This window comes from Sphingomonas koreensis, from assembly GCF_002797435.1.
Classification (GTDB): Bacteria; Pseudomonadota; Alphaproteobacteria; order Sphingomonadales; family Sphingomonadaceae; genus Sphingomonas; species Sphingomonas koreensis.
The window spans coordinates 1,756,099-1,782,634 of record NZ_PGEN01000001.1 but is presented as its reverse complement, the minus strand read 5'-3'; the positions used below and the strand labels follow the sequence as shown (position 1 = coordinate 1,782,634).

Here is a 26,536-nt window from a genome sequence, read left to right as displayed (position 1 = left end):
AGGGAGAGTACCGGGATGTTCCAGTTCGACCAGGCATTCCGCGATGAGTTCAGCGCCAACTGGCGCGTGCTGGCGATCGCGATCACCGCATTGTTCTTCGGATTCTCGGCGCCGGCCTATGCCCTGCCGTTCATCTATCCCGAGGTGATCAAGGAATTCGGCTGGACCCGCGAGCAGGCGACGCTGCTGGCGACCGCCAAATATCTGACCGGCGTGATTTCGTGCCTGGTGTTCGGACGGTTTCTCGACATTGCCGGGGCGTGGCGTGCGCTGATGGTGTCGATCGTCTTCGGCGGCATCGCGCTGTTCGGCTTCGCCTTTGTCGGCGGACTCGCCAGCTATTATGCGGTCGGCGTGCTGCTCGGCATCGCCGGGCCGGGGGCGATGGTGTCGTGCTTCGTACTGGTCGGGCGCACCTTCCGCGCCTCGCAGGGGACGGCTACGGGCATGGTGCTGCTCGGCACGGCGATCGGCGGCGTGGTCATGCCGGTCGTCACCGTCGATCTCATTCAGGCATTCGGGTGGCGTACGGGCATGGCCGCGCTGTCCGCCGGCATCTGGCTCGTCGCGGTCCCGGCGCTGATCTATGGCATGCTGCGCGTGCCGATCACCGAGCAGGCCGCGAGCGCGAGCGACGCCAGCGAGAGCGTCGGCGTGCGCGAATATTTCGGCAAGATGATGCGCGGATCGAGCTTTTGGCTGATGTCGATCGCCTTCTTCCTGGTCACCATCGTCGATCAGGCGCTGACCCAGCATCAGGTGCTGATGCTGCTCGATGCCGGCCTCAGCAAGGACGATGGGGCGTGGGCGGTAAGCGCAATCGGCGTCGTCGCGATCTTTGGCCGCGTGCTCGCGGGCAATATCCTCGACCGCAGCTCCAACCGCGGGCTGGCGGGGCTCTACTTCCTGCTCACCACCTGCGCGATCCTGTCGTTCGCGCTGGGCAACCCGATCGTGCTGATCGCCTATATCGTGGTGCGCGCGATGGGCCATTCGAGCGTGATGGTCGACGGCCCGGTGATCTCGCGCCACACCTATGGCACCCAGCATCTCGGGCTGCTGACGGGGCTGCTCACGGCGATGGCCAATCTCGGCTCGGCGACCGGCCCCTGGGTGATGGGCCGGATGTACGATGCGGGACAATCCTATCAGTCGGCGCTGATCCTGTTCATGATCCTGCCGGCAGTGTCGGCCGCATGCATCTGGTTCGTGAACCCCCGCGCCTGGAAGGCGCAGCGCGCCGACGCGCAGCGGCGTCCGGACCAGCCGGTCGAAGGCAGCCCGGCGGTCGGCCTGGCACCATAACGAAACGGCGCCGTTCCTTTCTGACCGGCGGGCAGGGCGCCGGGCTCAGCTCCGCCGTTCACCGATGCGGTTGCGCAGCACGCCGATCCCCTCGACCTCGAGCTCGATGACGTCGCCGGGCTCGAGATAGCGGCCGGTCTCGAACCCGCAGCCATTGCCCGCAGTGCCCGATCCGAACACGTCGCCGGGGTAGAGCGTCTCGTCGCGCGAGACGAAGGCGATGCACTGGGCGAAGCTGAACTGCATGCCCGAAGAATTGCTGCGCCCCTGGACCTCGCCGTTGATCCGCGACGTCATCGCCAGGTTCGACACGTCGGGCAGTTCGTCGCGGGTGACGATCCACGGCCCCATCGCATTGCCGGTGTCGAAATCCTTGCCCTTGGACGGGCCCATGCGGAACTGCTGGTCGCGCACCTGTTCGTCGCGGGCGGAGAAGTCGTTGTAGATCATATAGCCGAAGATGTGGGCGTCTGCGTCCGCCTCGGCGATGTCTGCGCCGCGCGTGCCGATCACCGCAGCGAACTCCAGCTCATAGTCCATCGTGCCGGAGAAGCGCGGCCACTGGATCACCGAGTCATGGCCGGAGCAGGTCATGCGGTTGCCCTTGAAGTAATAGGGCCGCTGGTACCAGCTTGCGGGCAGGTCATAGGCGCCGCTTGCCTTGAACCCGGCATAGGCGGCCTCGGGATCGGGCTGGCTCGCCGCGCGCATCCGCATGCTCGCCTCGAGCGCCTGCAGACAGTGCAGTTCGAAATTGGCGAAGTCGCGGATCGAGTTGGGTACTGGCAGCGGCGGCAGGTAGCGGACATAGGCCGGGTCGTAGCCATGGTCGCCGCGGCTGCGCGCGACGATCTCCCGCGCCGCATCGAGCGCCGGCTCGCCGCCTTCGATCAGCGCCAGCATCGTCGAGAGCATGCCGCGCTCCGCCTCAGGCGCCGCGGCGGCGAGGTCGACGATCGAACCGTCGCCGATGATTGCTCCGGTGCGGGGCCCCTCTCCGGCGTCGAACGTGACCAGCTTCATCGCATCCCTCCACTTTTATATCGCATTACGCTACAAAGTAACGCATAGCGCAACAGAGTCCCGCGTCAATCGGTTGGAGGAAGCATGGCGAAGATCGTTCTGGGCATTGGCTGCGCGCATACGCCGCAACTCCACACGCTCGCGCACGATTGGGATATCCGCGCCGAGCGCGACCGGCAGGACGGCATCCCGCTCTGGTTCAAGGGACGCAAGCTGCGCTACGCGGAGCTGGAGGCGGAGCGTGCCGGCGAGAATATCGGCGCGCTGCTCGACCTGCCCACCCGGCAGGCGGCGCTCGACAAGAGCTTCGCGGCGATGGACCGGCTGCACGAAGCCTATGTCGCCGCGAACCCGGACGTGGTGGTGATCATCGGCAACGACCAGCACGAGATTTTTTCGGAGATCGTGCCGACCTTCGCCGTGATCGCGGCAGACGAGATCGCCAATGTCCCGCGCACCGAGGTGCAGAAGACGCGCCTGCCGGTCGGGATCGAGATTTCGGATCACGGGCATCTCCCCGATGCGCCGACCGTCTATCCGGGGGATCGCGCCTTTGGGACGCACCTCGCCCGTCATCTGGTTCGCGAGAGCAATTTCGACGTGACGCTGTGTCACGAGAAACCGACGGTCAGCAACGACAAGTCGCTGCTCTTCGGCATGCCCCATGCCTATGGGTTCCTCTACAAGAACATCATGCGCGATCATGTCCGCCCGCATGTGCCGGTGGACGTCAATTGCTGGTATTATGACAACAGCCCGAGTGCGGCGCGCTGCCATGACTTCGGCGCCGCGGTGACGCGCGCGATCGAGGCATGGGACAGCGATGCGCGGGTTGCGGTGCTGACCACCGGCGGGCTCACCCATTTCGTCGTCGATCCCGAATGGGACGCGCGCTTCATCGAGGCGATGCGCACGCGCGATCACGACTGGCTCCGCGCGATCCCGCAGAATGAACTGATGGCCGGCACGTCGGAGTGCAAGAGCTGGATTGCGACCTCCGCGGCGATGGACGCGGCGGGGCTGGCGATGGAGCTGATCGACTATCAGAAGCTCTACCGCACCGAAGGCGGAACGGGATCCTCGTGCGGTTTCACGCTATGGCGCTGATAACAAGGGCGTCTCGCCAACCGTGACGGCCGATGTTAGGGGATGCGAATGATCGATCAGAACGAAATCCCCGAGGACGACGCCGGCTCGGCCCGGGTGAAGAGCGTCGAAGTGACCGTCCAGATCCTGGAGGTGCTCACCGAGGCCTCCGATCCGGTCCGCGTCACCGACATGGCGCGGCAGCTCGACATGACCAAGGCACGCGTGTCGCGGCATCTGCAGACGCTGACCCGGCTCGGCCTGGTCGATCGCGCGCGCGAGGGCGAGGGCTATGTCTTCGGACGCAAGCTGCTCAAGTTCGGGCGTGCCGCGGTCTATCGCAGCAACCTCGTCCAGCTGGCGCGGCCCTTCCTGCAGGATCTGTTCAACGCCACCGGCCACACCGCGCTGCTCGCGACGCCGACGCGCGGCGGGGCGATGGTGGTGCATTCGGTGCAGAACCAGTTCGAACCCGGGATCATGATCCATCCGGGCACGCTGCTCACCCTGCCCAATTCGCCGGCAGCGCGACTGATCTATTATTTCGAGAACCAGAAGCCGACCCCGCCGCGCGTCATCGCCAATCTGCGCGACTATGGCGTCGATTTCGAAGCCAATCCGCGCGGCACCGGCCTGGGCGGCATCGCCGCGGCGATCTTCGAGCCTGACGGGCTGATCGCGGGTACGGTCGGCGTGATCCTCTCCTCCTCGCTGCTGATGCCCGAGCCGGACGCCGACCTGCTTGAGCAGGTCCGCTATACTGCCGCACGGCTGCAGAACGAATATGCCGAGGGCGCGGTGTCGCCGCTGATGCCGGAGCGCGGCGAGCCCGCCTAGGCGGGCTCGAACGGGGTCTGTGCAAGCCGGTCGAGGAAATCCTCGCACCGGGCGAGCTGATCGAGCGCCACGAACTCGTCGGGTTTGTGAGCCTGTTCGATCGAGCCGGGCCCGCACAGGATCGTCGGCACGCCCCGCGCCTGGAACAGCCCTGCTTCCGATCCGAACGCGACGAAGCCCGGTTCGGCGTTCGATCCCGCGAGCCGCTGGACATGGCGGGTGAGCGGCGCGTCGGCGTCGATCGCGAAGCCGGGAACCCGCCCGTTCATCGTGATCTCGATTCGTGCGCCGGCATGGACCGCCCGCATCTCGGGCAACAGCTCGTGGTCGATATAGGTTTGGAGCTCGGCGATGATCGCGTCCGGATCGGTCCAAGGCAGGGTGCGGATGTCGAAGCGGAAGCGGCACAAGGCCGGCACGATGTTGCTGGCCTGGCCGCCCTCGATCACGCCTGCGGAGAGCGTCGAAAAGGGGACCGAATAGCCGGGGTGGCGCCGTTCCTCGGCACGCAGGCGGGCGGCGATCGCCTCGATCCGCGCAATCAGCCGCGCGGCGTAGAAGATCGCGTTGACCCCGTAAGGGGCGAGCGAGCTGTGTGCTTCGAGCCCGTGCACCGCGCAGCCATAGGCGCTGCCGGTCTTGTGCCCGATTACCGGCTCCATCGAGGTCGGTTCGCCGACGACGCAGCCGCGCGGGCGCAGGCCGCGCGCGACCAGCTCCTCGATCATGTGGCCGGCGCCCTTGCAGCCGATCTCCTCGTCAAACGAGATGGCGAGGTGCACCGGTTCGTTGAGGTTCGCGGACGCGAGCATCGGCACCTTGGCGAGGCAGGCGGCGATGAAGCCCTTCATGTCGCAGGTGCCGCGGCCGAAAAGCAGCCCGTCGCGCTCCTCGAGCACGAACGGGTTGCTGTGCCAGTCCTGCCCGTCGACCGGGACGACGTCGCTATGCCCCGACAGGACGATCCCGCCCTCGCCCGATCCGATCGTGGCGAAGAGGTTGGCCTTGCCCGGATCCTTGCCGCTGGTGAGCACCGAGGCGACGCCATGGCTCGCCAGATAGTCGCGGACCCAATGGATCAGGTCGAGATTGGAATCCCGGCTGACCGTCGGGAAACCAACCAGCGTGCGCAGGATCTCGACCGTCGCCGCCGAGGGGCGACGATCAGCGGACCTTGCGGCCATGGACATGCTTCCAGGGCGACGGCGTCGCTTCGAGGTTCATCGGCACCTCGATCAGCACCGGCCCTTCCAGCCCGCGCGCAGTTTCCAGCGCGGTGGCGAGGCCTTCGGGACCCTCCGCCTTCAGACCCGCGACGCCGAAGCTGTGCGCGAGCGCGACGAAATCGGGATTGTGCAGGTTCGATGCGATCAGGCGGCCGCCATATTTGTTGGCCTGGATGCGGCGGACATTTCCGAAATTGCCGTCGTTGAACACGATCGCGATCAGCGGGATGCGATGCAGCACCGCGGTCGCCAGCTCGGGCATGGTGTACATGAAGCCGCCATCGCCGTTGACCGAGATCACGCGCCGCTTGCCCGCGCCGACCTGCGCGCCGAGCGCGGTGGCGAAGCCATAGCCCAGCGTGCCCTGATAGCTCGAATTGACATAGGTTCGCGGCGTGTAGACCGGCAGCGCGTAGCGCGAGGCATAGCCGACCTGGGTCATCTCATCGACGAAGACATCGTCCTCGGCCATCGCCGCGCGGATGACGTCGAGATAGCCGACCTGCGGCTGGATTTCGGTAGCGACCTCTTCGCGGAACGCCGCGCGGATCGCGGCGAATTCGGCAGTACGCGGTGCGGGCGAGAGGTTCTTTTCCGCGAGCGCGTCGACGAGCTTCGCGGTCGCTTCGGCCGCATCGGCGACGATGCCGACGGCGGGCGGGGCGATGCGGTTGATCTCCGATTGGTCGAGATCGATATGGACGACCTTGAGGCCGCCACCCATGCCCCATTCACGCAGCTGGGTCAGACGCGATCCGATGCCGATGACGACATCGACATCGGGCCAGTGCGGGAGTGCCGCGGCGGCGGGGAGCGCGTAGTCGTCGTCCGAACGCACCACGCCGCGGCCCATATGGCGGCTGACGATCGGCGCCTGGATAAGCTCGGCGAGCGCACGGACTTCACGGCCCGCTTCCTGCGCGCCGCTGCCGACGACGATCATCGGATTGCGGGCGCCGGCGATGAGCGTCGCGGCCTGTTCGATCGCCGCGGGATCGGCGAGCGGATTGGCGAGCGAGGGCAGGGCGTCGGGATAGGTGAAGAAGCCGGTCTGGGCGAGGATGTCGGGCGGAATCTCGAGCGCCACCGGGCGCGGACGCCCGGTCAGCAACTGGCGGAACGCCTCGTCGAGCAGGCCGGGAATCTCGCTCGCATGAGTCGCGCGCGCGCTCCACTTGGTCAGGCTGCGCAGCAGGCCGTCCTGATCGTTGATCTCGTGCAGCGCGCCATAGCGGCGGTCGATCAGCGCGCTGTTGACCGTGCTGGTGAGGCACAGGACGCGGGCGTTGCAGGCATAGGCGGTGGAGAGCGCCGCACCTGCATTGAGCAAGCCGGGGCCGGGGACAACGGCGCAGACGCCGGGCTTGCCGGTCACCATCGCATAGCCGAGCGCCATATAGGCTGCGCCCTGTTCGTGGCGGCTATGGACGACGCGGATATCGCCGCCGCCGCGCTGAAGCCCGTCGAACAGCTCGTCGAGCTGGACGCCGGGAACGCCGAAGAACGTGTCCACGCCCCAGCGATGCAGGCCAGCCACCAGCGCATCGCCACCGGTTCCGCGCGTCGCGCTCACATTTTCTGCCTTCGTCCGCTGGTCCAGACTCACCGTTCAAACCCCTGTTTGTTTCACAATACGAGACTATGTTGCGTATATCGTGATCAATTGCAATGGCGTTTCTCTCGTGAGGCGGCTATCCTGTCCCATGAAGCGTGACGCCCTGTCCATCGGTGATCGCGTCCATCTCAGGAGCCGCAATGCGCCCGATCCGCACGCTTGTCCTCGCCTTTGACGGGATCAACCTGCTGGACATCAGCGGCCCGCTGCAGGCGCTCGAGGCCAGCGAGCCGCATCGAGGCGCGCCCGAACGGTATGAGACGATCGTCGCATCGGCGAAGGGCGGCGAAATCCAGACCACGGCGCGGATGCCGATCGTCACCCGGGTGTTGGCAGACATCGATCCGTGCGGGATCGACACGGTGATCGTCGGCGGAGGCAGCGCCGGGGGCAGCCCGATCGTACCGGACGCGCTGGTCGAATGGATCGCTGCCCATGCCCCGGACCTGCGCCGCATCTGTTCGATCTGCGCCGGCGCATTCGTGCTCGCCGCAACCGGGCTGCTCGACGGGCGGCGCGCAACCACACATTGGCATTGGGCATCGCGGCTGGCGCACGATCATCCGCAGATCGCGGTCGAACCCGATTCGATCTTCGTCAACGACGGCAAGCTCTGGACCTCGGCCGGGGTCACGGCGGGGATCGACCTGACGCTGGCGCTGATCGAGCAGGACTATGGTCATCGCGCCGCGATCGAGGCGGCGCGGCGGCTGGTGGTGTTCATGAAGCGGCCGGGCGGGCAGGCGCAATTCTCCGTCCCCCTGCTGCTCCAGAGCGGTTCCGGCGACGGCTTTGCCGAACTCCATGGCTGGATGCGCGAGAATCTGGGAGGAGACCTGCGTGTCGAACGGCTGGCGGCGCGCGCCGGCATGGCCGAACGTTCGTTCGCGCGCGCCTATGCGGCAGCGACCGGCATGACCCCCGCGCGTGCGGTCGAGGCGATGCGGGTCGAGGCCGCGACCGGACTGCTCGAGGCGAGCGGACTGTCGCTCAAGCAGGTCGCAGCCGCGGCGGGCTTTGGCGACGAGCAGAATCTGCGTCGCGTCTTCCTGCGCCGGTTCGGGGTCAACCCGCTCGACTATCGTCAGCGCTTCGCGGCGCGCGCCACGGGAGCCGCTGGCAGGATTTGACGGCTGGTTGTCCTTTCGGCCGGATTGGGGCGGACCTATCCGGACCGACGAGCGCGAAGGGCGCGAACGGATCGGGAGACTTGCCGTGGAGATCGAGAATATCTGCCAGTCGAATGCGGACCGCCGCCGGTTCCTGCAGACGCTGGGCGCCGCAGGGCTGTCGGGCGCCGCGATGACGCTGGGCAGCAGCGCGGCGGTGGCGCAGTCGGGCGGGCATGCGCAGCCGTTGCACGGGATGCTGGGCGCCAAGGGCGCGGGGCCCGGCCGTCCGAAGATCGCGATGCTCGTCCACCCCAAGATGGTGCTTCAGGACCTGGTCGGGCCGCTGACCGTGTTCAATATCATGCACAGCGAAATCCACCTCGTCTGGAAGACGCTCGATCCGGTGATGAGCGAGGTTGGGATCGCGGTGACGCCGAGCACGACGTTGCGCGACTGTCCGGAGAAGCTGGATGTGCTGTTCGCGCCGGGCGGGCTCGGCGGGACGCTGGACATGATGGACGACCCCGAGGTCGTCGAATTCTTCGCGCATCATGGCAAGTCCGCGCGCTACGTCACCAGCGACTGCACCGGATCGCTGTTGCTGGGCGCTGCCGGCCTGCTGCGCGGCTATCGCGCGGCGAGCCACTGGACGGTGCGCGAGCTGGTGGCGCTGATGGGCGGGATTCCGTCGAGCGAGCGCGTTTGCATCGACCGTAATCGCATCACTGGCGGGGGGGTGACGGCGGGAATCGACTTCGCCTTGACCCTGGCTTCGTTGCTGCGCAGTCCGGAGGAGGCGCAGGCGTATCAGCTGACGATCGAATATGCGCCCGAGCCGCCGTTCAACGCCGGCAGGCCCGACACCGCGCCGGCGGCGATCACCGAGCGGATCACGGCCAGCCGTGCGGCCATCGTCGCCCGCGCCCGCGAGAAATCGCGGATCGCGGGCGAGAAACTGCGCGGCTAAATGCCCCGGATATCGCGCAGCATCGAGACCGCGGCGCGGGTCACGGCGTCCGAGATCGCCTGACCCTTGCCCGGCGATGCCTTGGACGGGCAGCCCGACACGCCGGTGCCGTTGCTCAACTGGTGCATGTTGCGGTGATGTGCCGCACGCCCCGCGTTGAGCAGGTCGGCCGCGGCCCAGTGGAAGTCGTGGACGGGCAGCTGATCGACCGCGACGTCGATCTCGACCAGCTCCGGTGCGATCATCTGGACCAGCGAGGTCTCGAACTCGCAGGCATGACCCACGCCGCCGAATTCGGTTTCCTGGATCTTCGCCAGTTCCTCGGCGGCGATCTTCCACCAGGTGAGCATGAACAGCTCGACCTCGGGGTGATCGTTGCCGAAGGATTCGAGCACGACCTGACCGATGGCGAGATTGCCGCCATGGCTGTTGAAGATCACGATGTTGCGGAAGCCGTGCGCTGCCACCGAGCCGAGCAGGTCGGTGATATAGGCGAGGAACGTCTCGTGCCGCACGGTCAGCGTGCCCGCAAACGCCATGTGGTGGCGCGAGCAGCACACCGGGAGTTGCGGCAGGATGAGCACCTGATCGCCGAGTTCTGCATCGATCCTGTCGGTGAAATGCCGGCCGATCAGCGCGTCGGTGTCGAGCGGAAGATGCGGGCCGTGCTGCTCGATCGCAGCGATGTTGAAGATCACCGGCGTGTTGCGGTCGACCGCGTCGAGCCGCGGGCTGCTGAGTTCCTGCCACTTCATGGAACCGCTGCCCACATCTCGATCTCGACCTGGAATGCGTCGAGCAGCGCGCAGCCGATCGCGGTCCGCGCCGGAAAGGGCTGGGGCATGATTTCGCGATACACCACGTTGAAGCGCGGCCAGTCGGCCAGGTCGGTCAGATAGACATTGACCTTGAACACGTTCGAGAAGTCAGCGCCCGCGGCGGCAAGCTGTTTGCGGCAATTCTCCAGCGTGACGCGCGCCTGTTCCTCGATCGTGTCGCCGATCACCTCGCCCGCGAGGTTCAGCGGCGCCTGGCCGGAGATCAGGACGAGATCGGCGTCGCGGCTGATCTTGAGCACGGGCGTATAGGGGCCGGCGGTGACATGTTGTTCCGACGGAACCGGGATGATGCTGCTCATGCGAAAACCTCGTGACGGACGCCGTAGCGTTCCAATGCTGCCGGATCGAGCGAGACGCCGAGGCCGGGGCCTTCGGGCACGAAGGCGTAAGGCGGCTCGAAGCGGAGGGGCGTTTCGAGCAGGTCATGCTCGCGGATCAACCGTCCGAAGATGTCGCTCGACCAGACGCAGCTCTTCGCGGCGATCGACTGGTGAAGGTACATCGCCTCGAGGATGCCGAGATCGACCTCCGATCCGTGGAAGCACCAGAGGTTGGCAGCTTCCGCGATGGCGTTGAGCTGCGCGAATTTGGCGAGGCCGGCGTTGAAGTTGAACCCGTCGGCTGCGCGCTGCTGGATCAGCGCGATGATGTCGTGAACGCGCTGGCCCTGATAGATATAGGGGAGGGCGATGTGCTGCGTGATCGGGATCGACGAGAAGCGGCACAGATCGGCATAGTCGGGGATCATCCATTTCGGGATCGGATCCTCGAGCAGCTGGACATTGCCGACCTGCTCCAGCCCGCGGATGCGCAGCTTGGCCGAAGCCATATTCTCCCAGCGCTGGTTGGGGTCGAACACCACCTTCATGCCGTGCGCATGCACCGCGATCTGCTCGCACAGGCCGACGACATCGTCTTCCAGATCAGCCTTGAGCTTGATGCTGTGATAGCCCTGATCCTGATAGGCGCGGACCCAGGGCCCGATCTCGTCGAGCGTGCGGTGGCTCGACCAGGCATGACACAGCACCTTCTCGCGTACCGGGCCGCCGAGCAGGCGGTGGAGGGGCAGGCCGAGGGTCTTGGCCCAGCCGTCCCAGATCGCCAGCTCGAACCCGTCGAACTCGCGCACCAGCGGCAGCGGCAGTTCCTGCAGGGTCAGGTCGGCGATGTTGACGCCGAGCAGGCCGTCGGCGATCGCCTCGATCCGCGACCATTCGTGGTCGCGATAGAATTCGCCGAGTGCGACGACGCCATTGGCCAGCGTCATGCGTACGACCAGCTTGGGCAGCGCGTCGAACTGGACGCTCCATGCTGCCTTGCCGCCCACGGGGAGCATATGCAGCGGCTTGGCCAGCGTTTCGGAACTGATCATCCCGGGCTTGGCGGGAACGACCACTTCGTTGAACTCGAACTTGACGATGACCGGATCGTCGCCGGTGCCTGCACGCATGCCTTCACATCTCCCGAATTGCCGCGTCCGCTGGCTGGCGCGGGGTCTTTGGTTACGCAAACAGCATAACCAATTTATACCAAACCGCTAGCAAAATGCGGATCGCCAGCTTAGAAAGCTGCGCAGAATGCCCGGTCGGCTACGCTTTCATGCTGCGCGCCTCGATGTGCACACATGAAAGGTATTAGATTGGATATGTAAAAGGGAGAGTGAGGCATGGCGGCACCGGTTGGCGCACGGAGTTTTCTTGCAGGGGCCGTCGCGGCCATTGCCCTGATCGCGCCGGCTCAGGCGCAGCATGCGTTGCCGCTGCTTCCCCAGCCGCTTGAGGCGTCGTCAGCAGGCAAAGGGTTCCGTCTTGCCGACGGGCTGGCGATCCAGACGCCTTCGGGCGATGCCGGGGCGGAGAAGGCGGCGGTGTGGTTGCGCAACGGGCTAGGGCTTCCGGCCAGGGCGAAGGCGGGCGCGCCGACAGTCTTGTTCGAGCGTGTCGCAGGACTGCCGAGCGAGGGCTATCGCCTGACCACTTCAGCGACTGGCGCGCTCATTCGCGCCAGCGATGATGCCGGTTTCTTCCACGGTGCCGTCACGCTGTGGCAGCTGGCGACAGCGCCCGGCGGTGAGGTGCCCGCGGTCACCGTCTCGGATGCGCCGCGTTTCAAGTGGCGCGGCTTCATGCTCGACAGCGCGCGGCACTTCCAGTCGCCCGAGTTCGTCAAGAAGCTGATCGACGCAATGGCTGCGCACAAGCTCAACACGCTGCACTGGCATCTGGTCGACGATCAGGGATGGCGGATCGAGATCGACAAATATCCCAAGCTGACCGAGATCGGCGCCTGGCGCATCCCCGCAACCGCACCCGGCGCGCCGCCGCTCCCGCGCACCGGCGGCTTCTATACCAAGGCGCAGATCCGCGAGATCGTCGCCTATGCCGCGGCGCGCAACATCACGGTAGTGCCCGAGATCGAGATGCCGGGCCATGTGCTGTCGGTGATCCGCGCCTATCCGGAGCTGGGCAATAGCGGGCCGGTGCCCGACGGCATCCATTCGGATTGGGGCGTCTACACCTGGCTGTTCAACATCGAGGAGCCGACTTTCACCTTCCTCGACGACATCTTCGCCGAGGTGACCGAGCTGTTCCCGTCCGCCTATATCCATGTCGGCGGGGACGAGGTGGTCGCGACCGAGTGGGAGCGGTCGCCCGCGGTTCAGAAGCGGATGCGCGAGCTGGGGCTGGCGGACGCGCATGCGGTGCAATCCTGGTTCATGAAGCGGGTCGAGAAGCTGCTCACCGCGCGCGGCCGCAAGCTGATCGGCTGGGACGAGATCATCGACGGCGGGCTTGCACCCAATGCGACGGTGATGTCGTGGCGCGGGATCAAGGGTGCCGTGCTTGCCGCGCAGGCCGGGCACGACACGGTCCTTGCGCCGTCGCCCGACCTCTATTTCGATCATGTCCAGGGCAGCACCGCAGCGGAAGGGCCGGGGCGCGGCAAGCCCAACACGCTGGAGGACATCTACAAGTTCGACCCGCTGCCCCCCTCGCTCACCGCCGAGCAGCAGCGGCACATCCTTGGCATCCAATCGACGATGTTCAGCGAGCATATCCGCGGCGACGATCGCGCGGCGTACATGATCTTCCCGCGGCTCTCGGCGCTCGCCGAGGTCGCCTGGCTGGGCAAGGGGCGCGATTTCGACGGCTTCGTCGATCGGCTGATCCCGCAGATCGATCGCGTGAAGGCGATGGGGCTGAAACCGGCCGAAAGCGCGTTCATTCCCTCTGCACGCGTTCGCGCGGTCGCCGCGAAGAGTGCGACGGTCGAACTGGCGACGCAGGTCAAGTCGGAGATCCGCTACACCACCGACGGCAGTGCGCCCGGCGCGACATCGCGCCTCTATGCCGGGCCGCTCGAAGTGGCGTTCCCCACCCGCTTGCGGGCGGTGGCGTTCCGCGGCGGCAAGCGGTTGCCCGGGGCGGTCGACAAACGCTACGACCGTGCCGCCGCGCTGCGCCGCGACGACCGCGAGCTTAGAGCATGCAGCGCCTCGCACTCGCTCGCGCTGATCGACGATGCGCCGGCGGAAGGGCCGCGCGCCGACTTCCTCGTCAATATCCTCGAACCGTGCTGGATCTATGAAGCAGCGCCGATGGATGCGGTTACCGCGGTCGAGGTCGAAGTCGGGCAGGTGCCGTACAATTTCCAGCTCAATAATGGCCGTCCCATCTCGCCGCGCGCCAAGCCGGCGACGCCCGCGGGCGAGCTCGAGGTCCGCGCGGGGTGCAAGGGCGAACGGATCGGCTGGGTCTCGCTCGCCCAGGCAACGAGCCCGGCGCTCACCCGCCTGACGGTGCCGGTGACACCGCAAACGGGCGCGCAGGACCTGTGCATGACCTTCACCGGCAACGGCAACAACCCGCTCTGGACGATCAAGTCGGTCCAGCTGCGTGAGAAGGCCGCACGATGAGCCGGGAGGTCTTCCTTGTCCTGCTCGGCCTCGCCTCGGTCGGCGGGCTGATCTTCCTGATCGCCCGGCTGAAGCTCAACCCGTTCATCGCGCTGCTCGTCACCTCGCTGGCGCTGGGCGCGTCGGCGGGGCTGCCGCTCGACAAGCTGCTGGTGATCTACGAAGCGGGCGTCGGCAACGCGCTCGGACATATCGCGCTGGTCGTTGGGCTCGGCACGATGATGGGCAAGCTGATGGCCGAATCGGGCGGGGCCGAGCGCATCGCCCAGACGATGATCGGTTGGTTCGGACCTGCCCGGGTGCACTGGGCGATGATGGCCGCGGCGTTCCTTGTCGGCCTGCCGGTGTTCTTCGAGGTCGGCTTCGTGCTGCTGATGCCGATCGTGTTCACGGTAGCGATGCGGACGGGGACGTCGATCCTGAAGGTCGGCCTGCCGATGGTCGCCGGGCTTTCGGTGGTCCACGGCCTGATCCCGCCGCACCCCGCGGCACTGCTCGCGGTGGGCGCGTACAAGGCGGATATCGGCCTCACCGTCCTGTATGCCCTGATCGTCGGCATCCCGACCGCGGCGCTTGCCGGACCGATCTTCGCCACGCTGATCGACCGCCATGTCACCGTCGACGGCGTCAACCCGATGGCCGAGGCGCTGACCGAGCGGAAGGTCGACAGCCGCGAACTGCCCGGGTTCGGGATCACCGTCGCGACGATCCTGCTGCCGGTGGCGCTGATGCTGATCGGCAGCTGGGCCGATCTGTTCGCAGCCAGGGGAAGCTTGGTGAACGATGCGATCCGCTTCTCCGGGCATCCGGTCACGGCACTGCTGGCGGGCCTGTTGCTGAGTTTCGTTACCTTCGGCAGCGCGCGGGGGTTCGATCGCGAATCGATCGGGCGGTTCCTCGAGGATTGTCTGGCGCCGACCGCGCTGATCACGCTGATCGTCGGTGCCGGCGCGGGCTTCGGCAAGATTCTGATGGAGGCGGGCATCTCCACATCGGTGGTCGGGATGGCGCAATCGGTGGAGGTGCCGCTGCTGGTCCTCGCCTGGCTGGTCGCGGCGATGATGCGGATCGCGACCGGTTCTGCGACGGTGGCGATGGCAACAGCAGCGGGGATCGTGGCGCCGGTCGCGGCCGGGAGCGGGGTCTCGCCCGAACTGCTCGTACTTGCGACAGGGGCGGGGTCGCTGATCCTGTCGCACGTCAACGACGGCGGCTTCTGGTTGGTGAAGACCTATTTCGGGCTCACCCTGTCGCAGACCTTCAAGACCTGGACGGTTTGCGAGACGCTGATCTCGATCGTCGCGCTCCTCCTCACGCTCGCACTGAGTGCGGTGCTGTGAAGCGCGCCGGTCTTGTGCTCGCGGGCGCGGCGCTGCTGGGCGGCTGCGCCGCGACGCAGCACGCCGGCGGGGGCGACTATATCGTTCGCGACCATGTCGGCGACGGCGTGTTCACTTCCGGCATCGAGGGCCCGGCGACCGGCCCCGACGGCGCGCTCTACGTCGTCAACTTTGCGCGCGAGGGAACGATCGGGCGTGTTACCGAGGCGGGTAAGGCCGAGCTGTTCGTGGCCTTGCCTGCAGGCAGCATCGGCAACGGCATCCGTTTCGCAGCCGACGGCCGGATGCTGATCGCGGATTACAAGGGGCACCGCATCCTTGCCGCGGATAGGATGGGCCGGCTCTCGACCTATGCCGAGCTGCCGGGCGCGCACCAGCCCAACGATATCGCCATCGCACCCGACGGCACGCTCTATGCGAGCGACCCCGACTGGAAGAACGGGAGCGGACGGATCTGGCGAATCGGCCGCGACGGTCAGGCGCAGATCCTGGAAGACGGGATGGGCACGACCAACGGGATCGAGGTGAGCCCGGACGGCCGGAGCCTCTATGTCGGCGAGAGCGTCCAGCGCCGCATCTGGGTCTATGATCTCGACGCGCAGGGCGGGATATCGGGCAAACGGATCTTCGCCACATTTGCGGATCACGGGCTCGATGGTATGCGCTGCGACCGCGACGGCAATCTCTATGTCACACGGCACGGCGGCGGGACGGTTGCCATCCTAGATCCCGACGGCACGGTCACGCGCGAGGTGCGCCTGAAAGGGCGGCTGCCGAGCAACATCGCGTTCGGCGGCCGGGACGGGCGGACCGCCTATGTGACGGTGCAGGACCGCGGCGCGATCGAGACCTTTCGCAGCGCCCGGCCGGGCCGCGAATATCGCGGAACGCTCCATCGTCGCACCGCGCGCTGAGGCGGCTAGGTAGCTGATTCGGTAGGATGTAATACCTCTACTGAACTGGTCTCATACATATTGACTATTGGTCTCATAAATGTATTGCATACTCGCCTGATCCCGTGGGAAGCAGCGGGGCAGGGGTGGCGGCGCTTGTCTGCCGGGACACAGGGAGAAGGATATGTCGATTCGGAAGGTTGATGCGCGGACGGTGTTGCTCGCGGCGGTGTCTGCCGCAGCGCTTAGCATCCCGGGCATCGCGCAGGCGCAGGACGCTGCCGCGGCTGCAGATGCCACGGTCGGTCAGGAGGACGAAATTCTCGTCACCGGCATCCGTGCGTCGCAGGCGCGTGCGATCGATGTGAAGCGGGAAGCGGACAGCGTCGTCGATGCGATCAGTGCGGAGGATATCGGCAAGCTGCCCGATCGCACTATCTCCGATTCGCTTCAGCGAATTCCCGGCATCCAGATTCGCCGCGACGCGGGCGAGGGCGGCCAGATCAACATCCGCGGCCTTCCGCAGGTCACCACCCTTCTCAACGGTGAAGAGTTTCTCGGAGCCAACTCTGTCACGACCGTCCAGCCGAACTTCACCGACATCCCTTCGCAGCTGTTCGCCGGCGCTACCGTCTTCAAATCGCCGACTGCCTCGCTGCAGCAGGGCGGCCTTTCCGGCACCGTCGATCTGCTCACGCGCCGTCCGTTCAGCCTGCCCAACGGCCTGACCGTCGCGGCTGCGGCCGAAGCGCAATATGGCGACAAGACCAAGAAATGGAATCCGTCGTTCAACGGTCTGGTCGCCTATAACTCCGGCCGCTTCGGCATCCTCGTCTCGGCCGCGTACAGCAAGGTCGATCTGTCCAACAGCTATAACGGCATCCAGAGCTACGGTGTCGGCCTCAGCGAAGAGGGCCTTGACCTGGAGCAGCAGGCACTGGGGTCGCAGGGTGACTTCGCGGTCGGCAACAATGGCGTGAGCCGGGGTACGCCGGTGCGCAATGCTGCGGGGACCATCACCGGCTTTGACATGAACGGTGATGGGGACGCCGATGACGCGTTCATCACGGCACAGTCGCACACAGTATGGAACCGCATCACCTCACGTGAGCGCTTCGGTGGCAACATCTCGCTGCAGTTCGAACTCAGTGATACGCTGAAGCTGACCGCGGACGCTTTCTACACCAAGCAGACGCAGTATGACCGGACCGCCGGTTTCCAGTTCCAGAATGTCGACTGGATGTCGTCGCCTTACCGCCCTACCAAATCCCGCAACACCGGCGCACTCAGCGCGCCGATTGGCAAGAAGGACTTTGGTCCGCGTCGGTACAATATTCACACGGTCCAGACCTATGAATATGACATGCCGAATTTCGACAGCTATTCGGAAACCTTCCGGATCAAGTCGGAGTCGCAGAACTACAATCTCCAGCTCGATTTCGACAATGGCGAAGGGCTGAAGGCATCGCTGCGCGGCATCTATGGCAAGGCCGAGCGTGAGCTCGACCAGAGCTATCTGCAGTTCAACCTGACCGACGGTGTCCAGTGGGCCTATTCGGGCGTCGGCAACTATCCGGCGAGCCTGGGTGGCGACCGCGCGTTCAACCCGGGCGGCTACCGCGTCTACAGCCAGAAGGCGACGCTCGACTATTCGAGCGGGGCGCTGGCCTTCACCTTCCCGACCAACTTCCTGAACCAGGCGAAGAATCTGAGCCACTATGCGCTCAAGACGATCTCGTCCGAGGGCAATGACAGCCGCAAGGGCGACATCTGGACGATCCGCGGCGACGTCGAGTGGAAGTCGGACAGCGGCATCGGCATCAGCGCCGGTGCGCGGTACAGCGAGCGGTCGGCCGAGCAGTTCGTGTTCGAGCGCGTGTCGCCCTATTATGTCGGCAACACCGATCATCCGGGCAATCCGGCGGCCGGCTGCTTCGTCAAGTGGAAGGCGTTCGACGTCAATCTGGGCAATTCGAGCTGCGCCGTCCGCGACGCGGCGGGCAATGCCTATACCGCCGGCTTCGTCCGTCCCGGCACGGATCCGATCTTCGGCGGCCTGGTGAAGCAGTATGCGATGCCGGCGGCTGGCGCGCCCAACATCTGGGTGCTCGATCCGCGCGCGATGGACGATGCCGAGGCTTTCCAGAACAAGTTCTATCCGGGCAACAAGAACAACGTGAACCCGGCGGACTCGTTCGACATGAACCTGCGCCAGATCGCCGGTTACGTGCAGGTGAATGGCGAGGGCGAAGTCTTCGGCCTGCCGTTCCGTGCCAATGGCGGCGTCCGCGTCGTCAACACCAAGTTCCGCGTGCGTCAGAACATCGTCGGCGTGCCGCAGGCCTATGGCGTGTCGGGCGTCGATGCCGGTGACCTCTATACCAACCGCGAGTTCACCGACTTCCTGCCGGCGTTCAACGCGTCGTTCGACCTGAGCGACAAGCTGAAGTTCCGCGTCTCCTATGCCAAGACGATGACGCTGCTCGACTTCCTCCAATGGGGTGGCGGCCTCAACGTCGGCTATGCGATCGATACCACGGTCAACCCGCCGATCTTCCGTGCCCAGTCGGCACAGCAGCGCGGCAACCCGAACCTGGATCCGTGGCGGTCGAGCAACGTCGAAGCGAGCCTCGAGCTCTATACCGGCCAGTCGAGCATGCTGGCGGCGGGCGCGTTCTACCTCAGCGTCGACAGCTTCATCGTCAACACGACCATCCTGCGTAACGACATCCCCGACAATGACGGCGTCGTGCGCAACACCGCGCTGCCGGTGAGCACGATCACCCAGGGTGCGGGCGGCACGCTGAAGGGCCTCGAATTCTCGGCACGCCAGGCGTTGACGGACTATGGGGTAGATGGCTTCTTCGGCGGCTTCGGTATCGATGCCAACTACACCTTGTCGCTCGGCGATGCGGGCGGTGTCGATCTGGCTGGCAACAAGCAGCCCTTCCAGGACAATTCTAAGCATCAGGTCAACGCCGCACTCTGGTACGAATCCGGGCCGTTCTCGGCGCGTATCGCCTACAACTACCGCTCGAAGCGTCTGCAGACCCAGAACTGGAGCGGTATCGCCGGCCTGTCGGTCTATCAGCGCCCGACCAACTATTTCGATGCGTCGATCTCGTTCGACGTGACGGATAACTTCACCATCTATGGCCAGGCCTCGAACCTGACCGGCGAGCATGAGCGCTACTACCTGACCTGGGAAGACCAGGTTGGCTGGGATCAGATCTACGAGCGGCGCTTCGTCGCGGGCGTCCGCGCCAAGTTCTGATCCTCTTGAAAGGACTCCTCACTGCCCGCCGGTCGCAATGCGCCGGCGGGCATTTTTTATTGGCACGATGGGCCGTTGCCGCGGATGAATGACGCTATGACAGAAGAACATGGAGAGGATGCGATCCGCACGATCGCGATCGTCGGCGGCGGAACCGCCGGATGGATGGCGGCGAGCTATCTGGCCCGCACCCTCGCGCATACGAACATCGCCATCACGCTGATCGACAGTTCGGAGATCGGGACGGTCGGTGTCGGCGAGGCGACGGTGCCCGCGATCCGCGACTTCCTTGCCGTGGTCGGGCTTGCCGATGCGGACGTGCTCGCGGCGACCGAAGGGACGATCAAATACGGCATCCATTTCGCCGACTGGGCCGAGCCGGGGCATCGCTTCTATCACCCCTTCGGCCTTTACGGCGTCTCTGCGCGCGGCGTGCCCTTCCACCAATATTGGCTGAAGCTGCGCGCTGCGGGACACGACCTGTCGCTGGAGGATTATTGCCTCTGTACCCAGCTGGCCGAACAGGGGCGGTTCCTGCCCCCGCCCGAGCAGCCGGGCAGCGAGCTTGGCGTGTTCGATTTCGCGCTGCATTTCGATGCGTCGATGTTCGCCACGCTGCTGCGCGATCTTTCACTGTCGCTGGGCGTCACGCACATCGATGCTCGGATCGACGGTGTCGAGCAGGCGCCGGAGGACGGGCAGGTGCGCGCGGTGCGGCTCGCAGACGGGCGCAGCGTGGCGGCGGATCTGTGGATCGATTGTTCGGGCTTTCGCGGTCTGCTGATCGGCGAGGCGATGGGGGTGCCGTTCGTCGACTGGCGGAACTGGTTGCCTTGCGATCGCGCGATCGCGCTCGGCTGCGAGCCGTCCGGAGCCTATCGCCCGGTGACCACATCGACCGCACGCGCTGCGGGCTGGCAATGGCATATCCCGCTGCGGCACCGGATCGGCAACGGCTATGTCTATTGTTCCGACTATATCAGCGACGATGAGGCCGAGGCGGTGCTGCGCGCCAATATCGAGGGCCCGGCGCTGGGCGAGGCGCGGCGTATCCGCTTCACCCCGGGACATCGCGCCAGCTTCTGGAAAGGCAATGTCGTCGCGATCGGGCTGGCGGGCGGATTCCTCGAACCGCTCGAATCGACCAGCATCACGCTGATCCAGTCGGGGCTCGAACGGCTGGTGCGGCTGTTCCCCGATCGCAGGTTCGACCCGGCGCTGGCAGCATTGTTCGACCGCCAGTCGCAGCTCGAGTTCGAGCGGATCCGCGATTTCCTGCTGGTCCACTATTGCCTCAATCGCCGCGAGGGGGAACCGCTGTGGGACCGGATGCGGACGATGGAACTGCCCGGGCATCTGCAGGGCAAGATCGATGCCTGGCGGGCGCAGGGCGAGCTGGTGCGTTACGAGTGGGAGACGTTCCAGGACCCGAGCTGGCTCAGCATGTATGCGGGGTTCGGGATCGAGCCGCGCCGCTACAATGTCCGTGCGGACCAGTTCGACGGCGCCGAACTGCTCGCGACCTTCGGGCGGATGCGCACGGCGATCGACGACACGGTGAAGCTCGGCGTCCCGGCGGCGCAGTTTGCGGCGGCGTTGCGGCGCTAGGGCCGAAGCGCCGACGCCCTAGTTGCCGGGCTTGCACGCCCCGCCGCCGGGCCAGCCGGTCCAGCCGGGGCCGCGGACGACCTGACCCGGCCGCGCCTTGGTCGCCTCGCCCCCGCGCAGTGCGGCGGTGCCGTTGACGAAGACGTCGCGCATCCCGGTGGCGAGCGCCCAGGGGTTCTCGACCGTCGCGCGATCGGCGATCGTCCTGGGATCGAACACGACCACATCAGCATAGTAGCCGGGCTTGAGCGAGCCGCGTTCGCGCAGCGCGAGGTTGGCGGCGGGCAGCGCGCTCATCCGGCGAACGGCCTCGGCCAGTGACAGCCGCTTCTCGTCGCGGCTGTACTTGCCGAGCACGCGGGCGAAGCTGCCATAGGCGCGCGGATGCGGCCGCGACTTGAGGAACGCACCCTCGGGTGCCTGCGCCCCGGCGTCCGACCCGAAGCTCATCCACGGCAGGGAGGTCGCACGCGCGACATTGTTCTCGTTCATCAAGCGATAGAGCGTGCCGACGCGGCTGCCGTCCTCGATCACCAGGTCGATGATCGTATCCTCAGGGCTGGTGCCGCGCATTGCCGCGATCTCGGCGATGGTCTTGCCTGAGAGCGGCTTCAGTTTCTCGTTCTTGAAGCCGACCGCGATCATCCCGCTGGCGCCGCCCGCGGCGCGGTACATATTCTCCCAGCCGACGCCCGGCGCCTTCATCTCGGCGATCACGCGCGCGCGGACCTCCGGCTTGCGCAGTTGTTCGATCCAGGCCTCCAACCCGCCCGACTGGACCCAGGTCGGCATCGCCGCATCCAGTCCCGTGCCGGCAATGTCATAGGGGTACATGTCGGCGGTTATCCTCAATCCCGCGCGCCGCGCCGCCTCGACCCGTGCGATTGCTGCATCGATCTTGTGCCAGTTGTCGCGGCCCGCCTGCTTGAAGTGATAGATTTCCGCGCGCGCGCCGGTCGCGCGGGCGATTCCGATCAGCTCGTCGATCGCCTCCAGCAGCCGGTCGCCCTCGGAGCGCATATGGCTGATATAGCCGCCGTCGCAGCGCGCGGCCTCGTCGACCAGCGCGATCAGCTCGGGCGTCTCGGCATAGCTCGCCGGGGCGTAGATCAGCGAGGAGCCGACGCCGAGCGCGCCTTGCCGCATCTCGGCCGCGACCAGCGCGCGCATGCGTGCAAGCTGCGTCGCATCGGGATCGACATCGCCCTCGCCGAGCACATGGATGCGCACCGTGGCGGCGCCCACATAGGAGGCGACGTTCTGCGACACGCCACGCTTCGCCAGCCAGTCGAGATACTCGCCAAGGCTGGTCCATTCGACATTGTAGCGCAGGTCGCTCTGGCGGCGGACCATGTCCGCCTTCATCGCCGGGTTGAGCGGACCCATGCTCTCGCCCTCGCCGAACACCTGAAGCGTCACGCCCTGCTTGAGTTCGCTGAGGCCGCGGCCGTCGGCGATCAGCGATTCGATGCCCCAGCTCAGCATGTTGATGAAGCCCGGCGCGACTGCCATGCCGGTGGCGTCGATCACCGTCTTCGCCTTGCCCGGTGCCCTGGGGCCGACATAGACGATCCGCTCGCCGCGGATCGCGACATCGCCCTTCACCCCCGGCTTGCCGCTGCCGTCATAGATGGTGCCGCCGCGCAGCACGATATCATAAGCCGGCGCCGACTGGCGGGGTGCATTTGCCGCCGGCGCCGGCACGGGAGTGGCGGTGACCGGAATGCCGGCCAGCACGGCCAGTGCGATACATGCCAGTCCGAACGCTTTCCGCATCACCATCACTCCCTGTTCCGTCAGTGTGTCCCGTCAGCGCAGGCATGCCTCCGCCAAAGTGTCGAATGCAGCCCCGCCCCGGATCGGATCGGCGGCGGGCAGGCCGTAGCGATCCGCCACGCGCGCAATCTCGTCGGCTGCTGCCCGATCGTCCAGCGCCGCCGTATTGAGGCTGATCCCGGCGCAGCGCACCGCCGGATTGGTCAGCCGCGCCGCGCCGAGATAGGCGTCGATCGCCACGTCGAGCGCGGGAAGCGGGTAGCCCGGCCGCCCCAGGATCGTCGTACGCCCCGGCATATGGCACAGCACGATCACATCGGGCTGGCTGCCGTGGATGAGGCCCAGCGTCACCGCGGCATAGCTGGGGTGGAAGAGCGAACCCTGACCCTCGATGACATCCCAGTGATCCGCCGAAGCCGCGGGGCTGAGCAGTTCGGCCGCGCCCGAGACGAAGTCGGAGACGACCGCGTCGATCGGGATGCCGCCGCCCGCGATCAGAATGCCGGTCTGGCCGGTTGCGCGGAAATCGCTCGGCACCCCGCGCGCGGCGAAGGCGCGGGCAAGGGCGAGGGCCGTGTACTTCTTGCCAAGCGCGCAATCGGTGCCGACCGTGAGCAGCCGCCTGCCGCTGCGCTTGTCGCCGGTGCCGACGGGAATCCCCGCGGGTGGCACGCGGACGTCATGCAGTTTCACGCCATGTTGCGCTGCCGCCGCCGCGATCGCGGGATGATCGGCGAGGCGGCCGTGCATGCCGCTCACCAGATCGAGTCCCGCGGCCATCGCCTCGACCAGCGGCGCGACCCAGCTGTCGGCGATCACACCGCCGGGATTGGCGACCCCGATCACCACTGATCGCGCGCCCGCGGCCACGGCCTCCGGCGCGCTCATCCGCGGCAGCCCGGTGGTCACGACGGTACCGGCGAAATCCAGCTCGCCGACGCAGCGGTCGCTTGCCCATTCGGCAAGGCCGAGCCCGGTCTTTGCGTAGCCCGGCTCGGCCAGGTCGCCGAGGAACAGCAGATAGGGGGCAGGCAGTTCAAGCGAAGGCAGCGGCATCAGTGCCTCCCCAGACGAGGGGTGAAATCTCGATACGGCCATCGCGATAGGTCGCGGCGACGTCGCGGTCGCGGCCGAGCAGCAGCGGGCCGTCAAGATCGACGACGTCGCAATGCTGGCCGACGACATAGGCCGGGGCCATCGACCAGGAGGTGCCGAGCATGTTGCCGACCATCACCTTTAGGCCGAGCACCGACGCCTGCCGGGCGATCTCCAGCGCCTCGGTCAGTCCGCCGCATTTGTCGAGCTTGATATTCACCACCTGATAGCGCCCGATCAGTGACGGCAGGTCGGCAAGGCTCTGCGCGCTTTCGTCCGCAGCGAGCGGGATGCGCGACTTGAGGCCGTCGAGCGAGGCGTCCTGCCCCGCCACCACTGGCTGTTCGAGCAAGGCCACGTTCGCCTCGAGCAGCACCGGCAGCAGCTTTTCGGTGGTCGCGCGGTTTAGCCCCTGATTGGCGTCCACGCCGATCCACGCCTTGGGGCAGGCCGCGCGCACGGCGCGCACCCGGTCGGCGTTGGACGGATCTTCGGTCAGCTTGAGCTTCAGCGCTGGCACCCCGCCATAGGCCAGCGCCTGTTGCGCCATTGCCTCGGGCGTGTCGGCACCGACGGTGCACACGGTCACCAGCGGGCGCGGATCGGCGATCCCCGCCAGCGCCATCACCGTCGTTTCCTTCTGCCGGGCCTCGAGCTCCCACAGGGCGCAATCGACCGCATTGCGTGCGCCGCCGGGCGGGAGCAACTGCTGGAGCTCGGCGCGGGTGATCCCAGCCTCGATCGCCTCGCGCACGGTCTCGACCGTGCGGATCATCTTCGCCGGGGTATCGTCGCGATAATAGACGCCGGCACCCTCACCGCGCCCGGTGTGCTCGCCGTCGGACACTTCGACGATCAGCAGTGGCACACTCGTCCACACCTTGCCGGTGATGCGGAACGGGCTGTGCGTCGGCCATTCTTCCAGCCTCGTCGTCAGTTTCAATCTGGTCACTTGAGTTGTGCTCCCGGCGCCGCGCAAGCGCCCTTCAGAACGGAACCCGGTCGGGCGCCGGTTACCTTGCCACCGGCCAGCACGAGCTGGCCGTTGACGATCACATCGTCGATCCCGACTGGCGAGACGGTGGGCTGGTTGAACGCCGCACGGTCATCCAGCTTGTCATAGTCGAAGATCGTCACGTCGGCCCGCAGCCCCTCGCGCAGCACGCCGCGATCGGTCAGGCCCATGCGATGCGCGGGCCATGACGTCATCTTGCGCACCGCATCCTCGAGCGTCAGCACCGGGCGGCGCTTGACATATTCGGCGATGGTGCGCGCGGCGTTGCCATAAGCGCGCGGATGGGGAAGGCCGAGCCCGTCGATCTGGCCGAACACCTCCGCCGCGCCGGCATCGCTGCCGATCGAGACCCAGGGCTGCTTGAGCGCGGTCTCGATGTCGCGTTCGTCCATCATGAAGTAGAGCGCGACCGCGCGCTTGGGGAGCGCGGCGAGCATGATGTCCCAGGCGATGTCGGCGGGGTCGGCTTTCTCGGCCCTGGCGATCGCGGCGAGCGACTGGAACCGGTATTTGTCCCAGCGCGGATTGTGCGCATTGCCGAGCACGATCTTGTCCCAGCCCCCGGCGGAGACGACCATGTTGGTCCAGCCCGGCTGCGGCCCTGCGGCGATGTCGCGCTTCATCTTCGCGCGCTGCGCCGGATCGTTGAGCAGCTTCACCGCCTCGGCAAAGCCCTTCTCGTACACCCAGTTGGGCGCGATGATCTCAAGCCCCGTGCCCGCAAACGGATAGAGATACATGTCCGCCGCAACATCGACGCCGCGGGCGCGCGCATCGGCGATCAGCTTCACCGCCTGCGGCATCAGCTGGCCGAATTTGGGCGCCCAGGCGGCCTTGAGGTGAAAGATCTCGACCTTTACCCCGGCGCGCTCGCCGATCGCGATCGCTTCCTTGACGCCGTCGAGCAGCCCTTCGCTCTCGTCGCGCATATGCGTCGCGTAGATCGCGTTGCACGGCGCCGCGGTCCTGACGATCTCGACCAGTTCGTCGGTGCTCTGGAAGCTGCCCGGGGGGTAGATGAGCGCGGTAGCGAGGCCGAGCGTGCCCGCATTCATCGCGGTGCGCACCCTGGCCTTGATCTGAAGCATCTGCTCGGGCGTTGGCGCGCCTGCAGCATCGCCCATCACCTCGCGCCGAGCCTGGGTCGGCGAATAATAGGTGCCGAAATTGACCGCGATCCCCTTGGTCTCAAGCTCCTTGAAATAGGCAGCGACCTGATCGGCGGGGACGGGGGTGCCGCCTTCGCCCGCTATCAGCGTAGTGACGCCGGTGCGCAGCTTGTTCTCGGCGATGCCGTTGGTGCGCAGGACGCGGCCCGACTGGTCCATCATGTCGATCCAGCCGGGCGAGACGTAGCGGCCGCGCGCGTCGACCTCCTGCCTGCCCTTGCCGGAGACCTTGCCGATCCTGGCGATGCGCCCGTCCTTGATCGCGACGTCAGCGGAGACCCAGGGATTGCCCGCGCCGTCGAGCACGCGGCCGCCGCGAATGACGATGTCGTATTCGGGGGCCGGTTCCTGCCCCTGTACCGGTGCAACCGCGATGGCGGCTGCGGCGGCTGCGGCGAAAATGTGCAGCTTCATGCGCCACTCCCCTGTTCACGATTCAC

20 protein-coding genes are annotated in these 26,536 nt (G+C 66.5%); 10 read left to right on the top strand and 10 right to left on the bottom strand.

The features are described 5' to 3' along the window. Positions 1 to 15: 15 nt before the first annotated feature. On the top strand, positions 16 to 1,305 hold the full coding sequence (locus BDW16_RS08285) for an MFS transporter (protein WP_066579778.1): 1,290 nt from the start codon (positions 16 to 18) through the stop codon (positions 1,303 to 1,305). A 45-nt stretch (positions 1,306 to 1,350) separates the two neighbouring features. Here BDW16_RS08285 and BDW16_RS08280 read toward each other — a convergent pair whose 3' ends face one another. Next, on the bottom strand, positions 1,351 to 2,328 hold the full coding sequence (locus BDW16_RS08280) for a fumarylacetoacetate hydrolase family protein (RefSeq protein WP_066579777.1): 978 nt from the start codon (positions 2,326 to 2,328) through the stop codon (positions 1,351 to 1,353). Between the two features lie 84 nt (positions 2,329 to 2,412). Here BDW16_RS08280 and BDW16_RS08275 point away from each other — a divergent pair, with 84 nt between their 5' ends. Further along, complete coding sequence (locus BDW16_RS08275; RefSeq protein ID WP_066579776.1) at positions 2,413 to 3,435, top strand: DODA-type extradiol aromatic ring-opening family dioxygenase; 1,023 nt, start codon at positions 2,413 to 2,415, stop codon at positions 3,433 to 3,435. 48 nt (positions 3,436 to 3,483) lie between these two features. Further along, positions 3,484 to 4,251: an IclR family transcriptional regulator gene (locus BDW16_RS08270; RefSeq protein ID WP_066579775.1), complete on the top strand. Its 768-nt coding sequence runs from the start codon at positions 3,484 to 3,486 to the stop codon at positions 4,249 to 4,251. On the opposite strand, the gene argE is transcribed toward BDW16_RS08270, so the two are convergent. Next, entirely contained in the window at positions 4,248 to 5,435 is a 1,188-nt protein-coding gene (gene argE / locus BDW16_RS08265) for an acetylornithine deacetylase (RefSeq protein ID WP_198585782.1), read from the bottom strand. The genes BDW16_RS08270 and argE overlap by 4 nt on opposite strands. Then, complete coding sequence (locus BDW16_RS08260) at positions 5,416 to 7,050, bottom strand: thiamine pyrophosphate-dependent enzyme (protein WP_083954357.1); 1,635 nt, start codon at positions 7,048 to 7,050, stop codon at positions 5,416 to 5,418. The genes argE and BDW16_RS08260 overlap by 20 nt, the downstream gene beginning before the upstream one ends. Positions 7,051 to 7,232: 182 nt before the next feature. Between BDW16_RS08260 and BDW16_RS08255 the strand changes: the two genes are divergently transcribed. Both BDW16_RS08255 and BDW16_RS08250 read left to right on the top strand, forming a co-directional pair. Next, positions 7,233 to 8,222, top strand: a complete 990-nt coding sequence (locus BDW16_RS08255; RefSeq protein ID WP_066579769.1) for a GlxA family transcriptional regulator — start codon at positions 7,233 to 7,235, stop codon at positions 8,220 to 8,222. Positions 8,223 to 8,307: 85 nt separating this feature from the next. Further along, complete coding sequence (locus BDW16_RS08250; RefSeq protein ID WP_198585781.1) at positions 8,308 to 9,171, top strand: DJ-1/PfpI family protein; 864 nt, start codon at positions 8,308 to 8,310, stop codon at positions 9,169 to 9,171. Here BDW16_RS08250 and BDW16_RS08245 read toward each other — a convergent pair. The 3 genes from BDW16_RS08245 to BDW16_RS08235 are packed head-to-tail and all read right to left on the bottom strand — an operon-like array spanning position 9,168 to position 11,460. Beyond that, positions 9,168 to 9,926 carry a creatininase family protein gene (locus BDW16_RS08245; protein WP_066579768.1) on the bottom strand — a complete coding sequence of 253 codons (759 nt, stop codon included), beginning with the start codon at positions 9,924 to 9,926 and terminating at the stop codon, positions 9,168 to 9,170. The two genes, BDW16_RS08250 and BDW16_RS08245, sit on opposite strands and share 4 nt — an antisense overlap. After that, complete coding sequence (locus tag BDW16_RS08240) at positions 9,923 to 10,309, bottom strand: RidA family protein (RefSeq protein ID WP_066579767.1); 387 nt, start codon at positions 10,307 to 10,309, stop codon at positions 9,923 to 9,925. Before BDW16_RS08240 ends, BDW16_RS08245 begins: the two co-directional genes overlap by 4 nt. Then, positions 10,306 to 11,460, bottom strand: coding sequence for a mandelate racemase/muconate lactonizing enzyme family protein (locus tag BDW16_RS08235; protein ID WP_066579766.1), 1,155 nt, complete (start codon positions 11,458 to 11,460; stop codon positions 10,306 to 10,308). The genes BDW16_RS08240 and BDW16_RS08235 overlap by 4 nt, the downstream gene beginning before the upstream one ends. 216 nt (positions 11,461 to 11,676) lie before the next feature. Here BDW16_RS08235 and BDW16_RS08230 point away from each other — a divergent pair, with 216 nt between their 5' ends. The 5 genes from BDW16_RS08230 (at position 11,677) to BDW16_RS08210 (ending at position 21,041) form a co-directional block, all read left to right on the top strand. Continuing rightward, positions 11,677 to 13,926 (top strand): family 20 glycosylhydrolase, encoded by a 2,250-nt coding sequence (locus BDW16_RS08230; protein ID WP_066579765.1) that lies wholly within the window; start codon positions 11,677 to 11,679, stop codon positions 13,924 to 13,926. Beyond that, entirely contained in the window at positions 13,923 to 15,266 is a 1,344-nt protein-coding gene (locus BDW16_RS08225; protein WP_066579764.1) for a GntT/GntP/DsdX family permease, read from the top strand. The genes BDW16_RS08230 and BDW16_RS08225 overlap by 4 nt, the downstream gene beginning before the upstream one ends. Then, positions 15,263 to 16,180 carry an SMP-30/gluconolactonase/LRE family protein gene (locus BDW16_RS08220; protein WP_198585780.1) on the top strand — a complete coding sequence of 306 codons (918 nt, stop codon included), beginning with the start codon at positions 15,263 to 15,265 and terminating at the stop codon, positions 16,178 to 16,180. The genes BDW16_RS08225 and BDW16_RS08220 overlap by 4 nt, the downstream gene beginning before the upstream one ends. A 163-nt stretch (positions 16,181 to 16,343) precedes the next feature. Further along, positions 16,344 to 19,433: a TonB-dependent receptor gene (locus BDW16_RS08215; RefSeq protein WP_066579761.1), complete on the top strand. Its 3,090-nt coding sequence runs from the start codon at positions 16,344 to 16,346 to the stop codon at positions 19,431 to 19,433. Between the two features lie 96 nt (positions 19,434 to 19,529). Next, positions 19,530 to 21,041, top strand: a complete 1,512-nt coding sequence (locus tag BDW16_RS08210; RefSeq protein ID WP_066579844.1) for a tryptophan halogenase family protein — start codon at positions 19,530 to 19,532, stop codon at positions 21,039 to 21,041. A gap of 18 nt (positions 21,042 to 21,059) precedes the next feature. On the opposite strand, the gene BDW16_RS08205 is transcribed toward BDW16_RS08210, so the two are convergent. Genes BDW16_RS08205 through BDW16_RS08190 form a run of 4 tightly spaced genes read right to left on the bottom strand, consistent with a single transcriptional unit; the run spans position 21,060 to position 26,510 of the window. Then, positions 21,060 to 22,817 (bottom strand): N-acyl-D-amino-acid deacylase family protein, encoded by a 1,758-nt coding sequence (locus tag BDW16_RS08205; protein ID WP_083954355.1) that lies wholly within the window; start codon positions 22,815 to 22,817, stop codon positions 21,060 to 21,062. A 33-nt stretch (positions 22,818 to 22,850) separates the two neighbouring features. Beyond that, entirely contained in the window at positions 22,851 to 23,873 is a 1,023-nt protein-coding gene (locus BDW16_RS08200) for an N-acetyltransferase DgcN family protein (protein ID WP_066579760.1), read from the bottom strand. Next, a complete protein-coding gene (locus BDW16_RS08195; protein WP_066579759.1) occupies positions 23,854 to 24,864 on the bottom strand; it encodes a dipeptide epimerase in 1,011 nt (336 codons plus the stop codon). The genes BDW16_RS08200 and BDW16_RS08195 overlap by 20 nt, the downstream gene beginning before the upstream one ends. Continuing rightward, complete coding sequence (locus BDW16_RS08190) at positions 24,861 to 26,510, bottom strand: N-acyl-D-amino-acid deacylase family protein (protein ID WP_066579757.1); 1,650 nt, start codon at positions 26,508 to 26,510, stop codon at positions 24,861 to 24,863. The genes BDW16_RS08195 and BDW16_RS08190 overlap by 4 nt, the downstream gene beginning before the upstream one ends. Positions 26,511 to 26,536 lie beyond the last annotated feature (26 nt).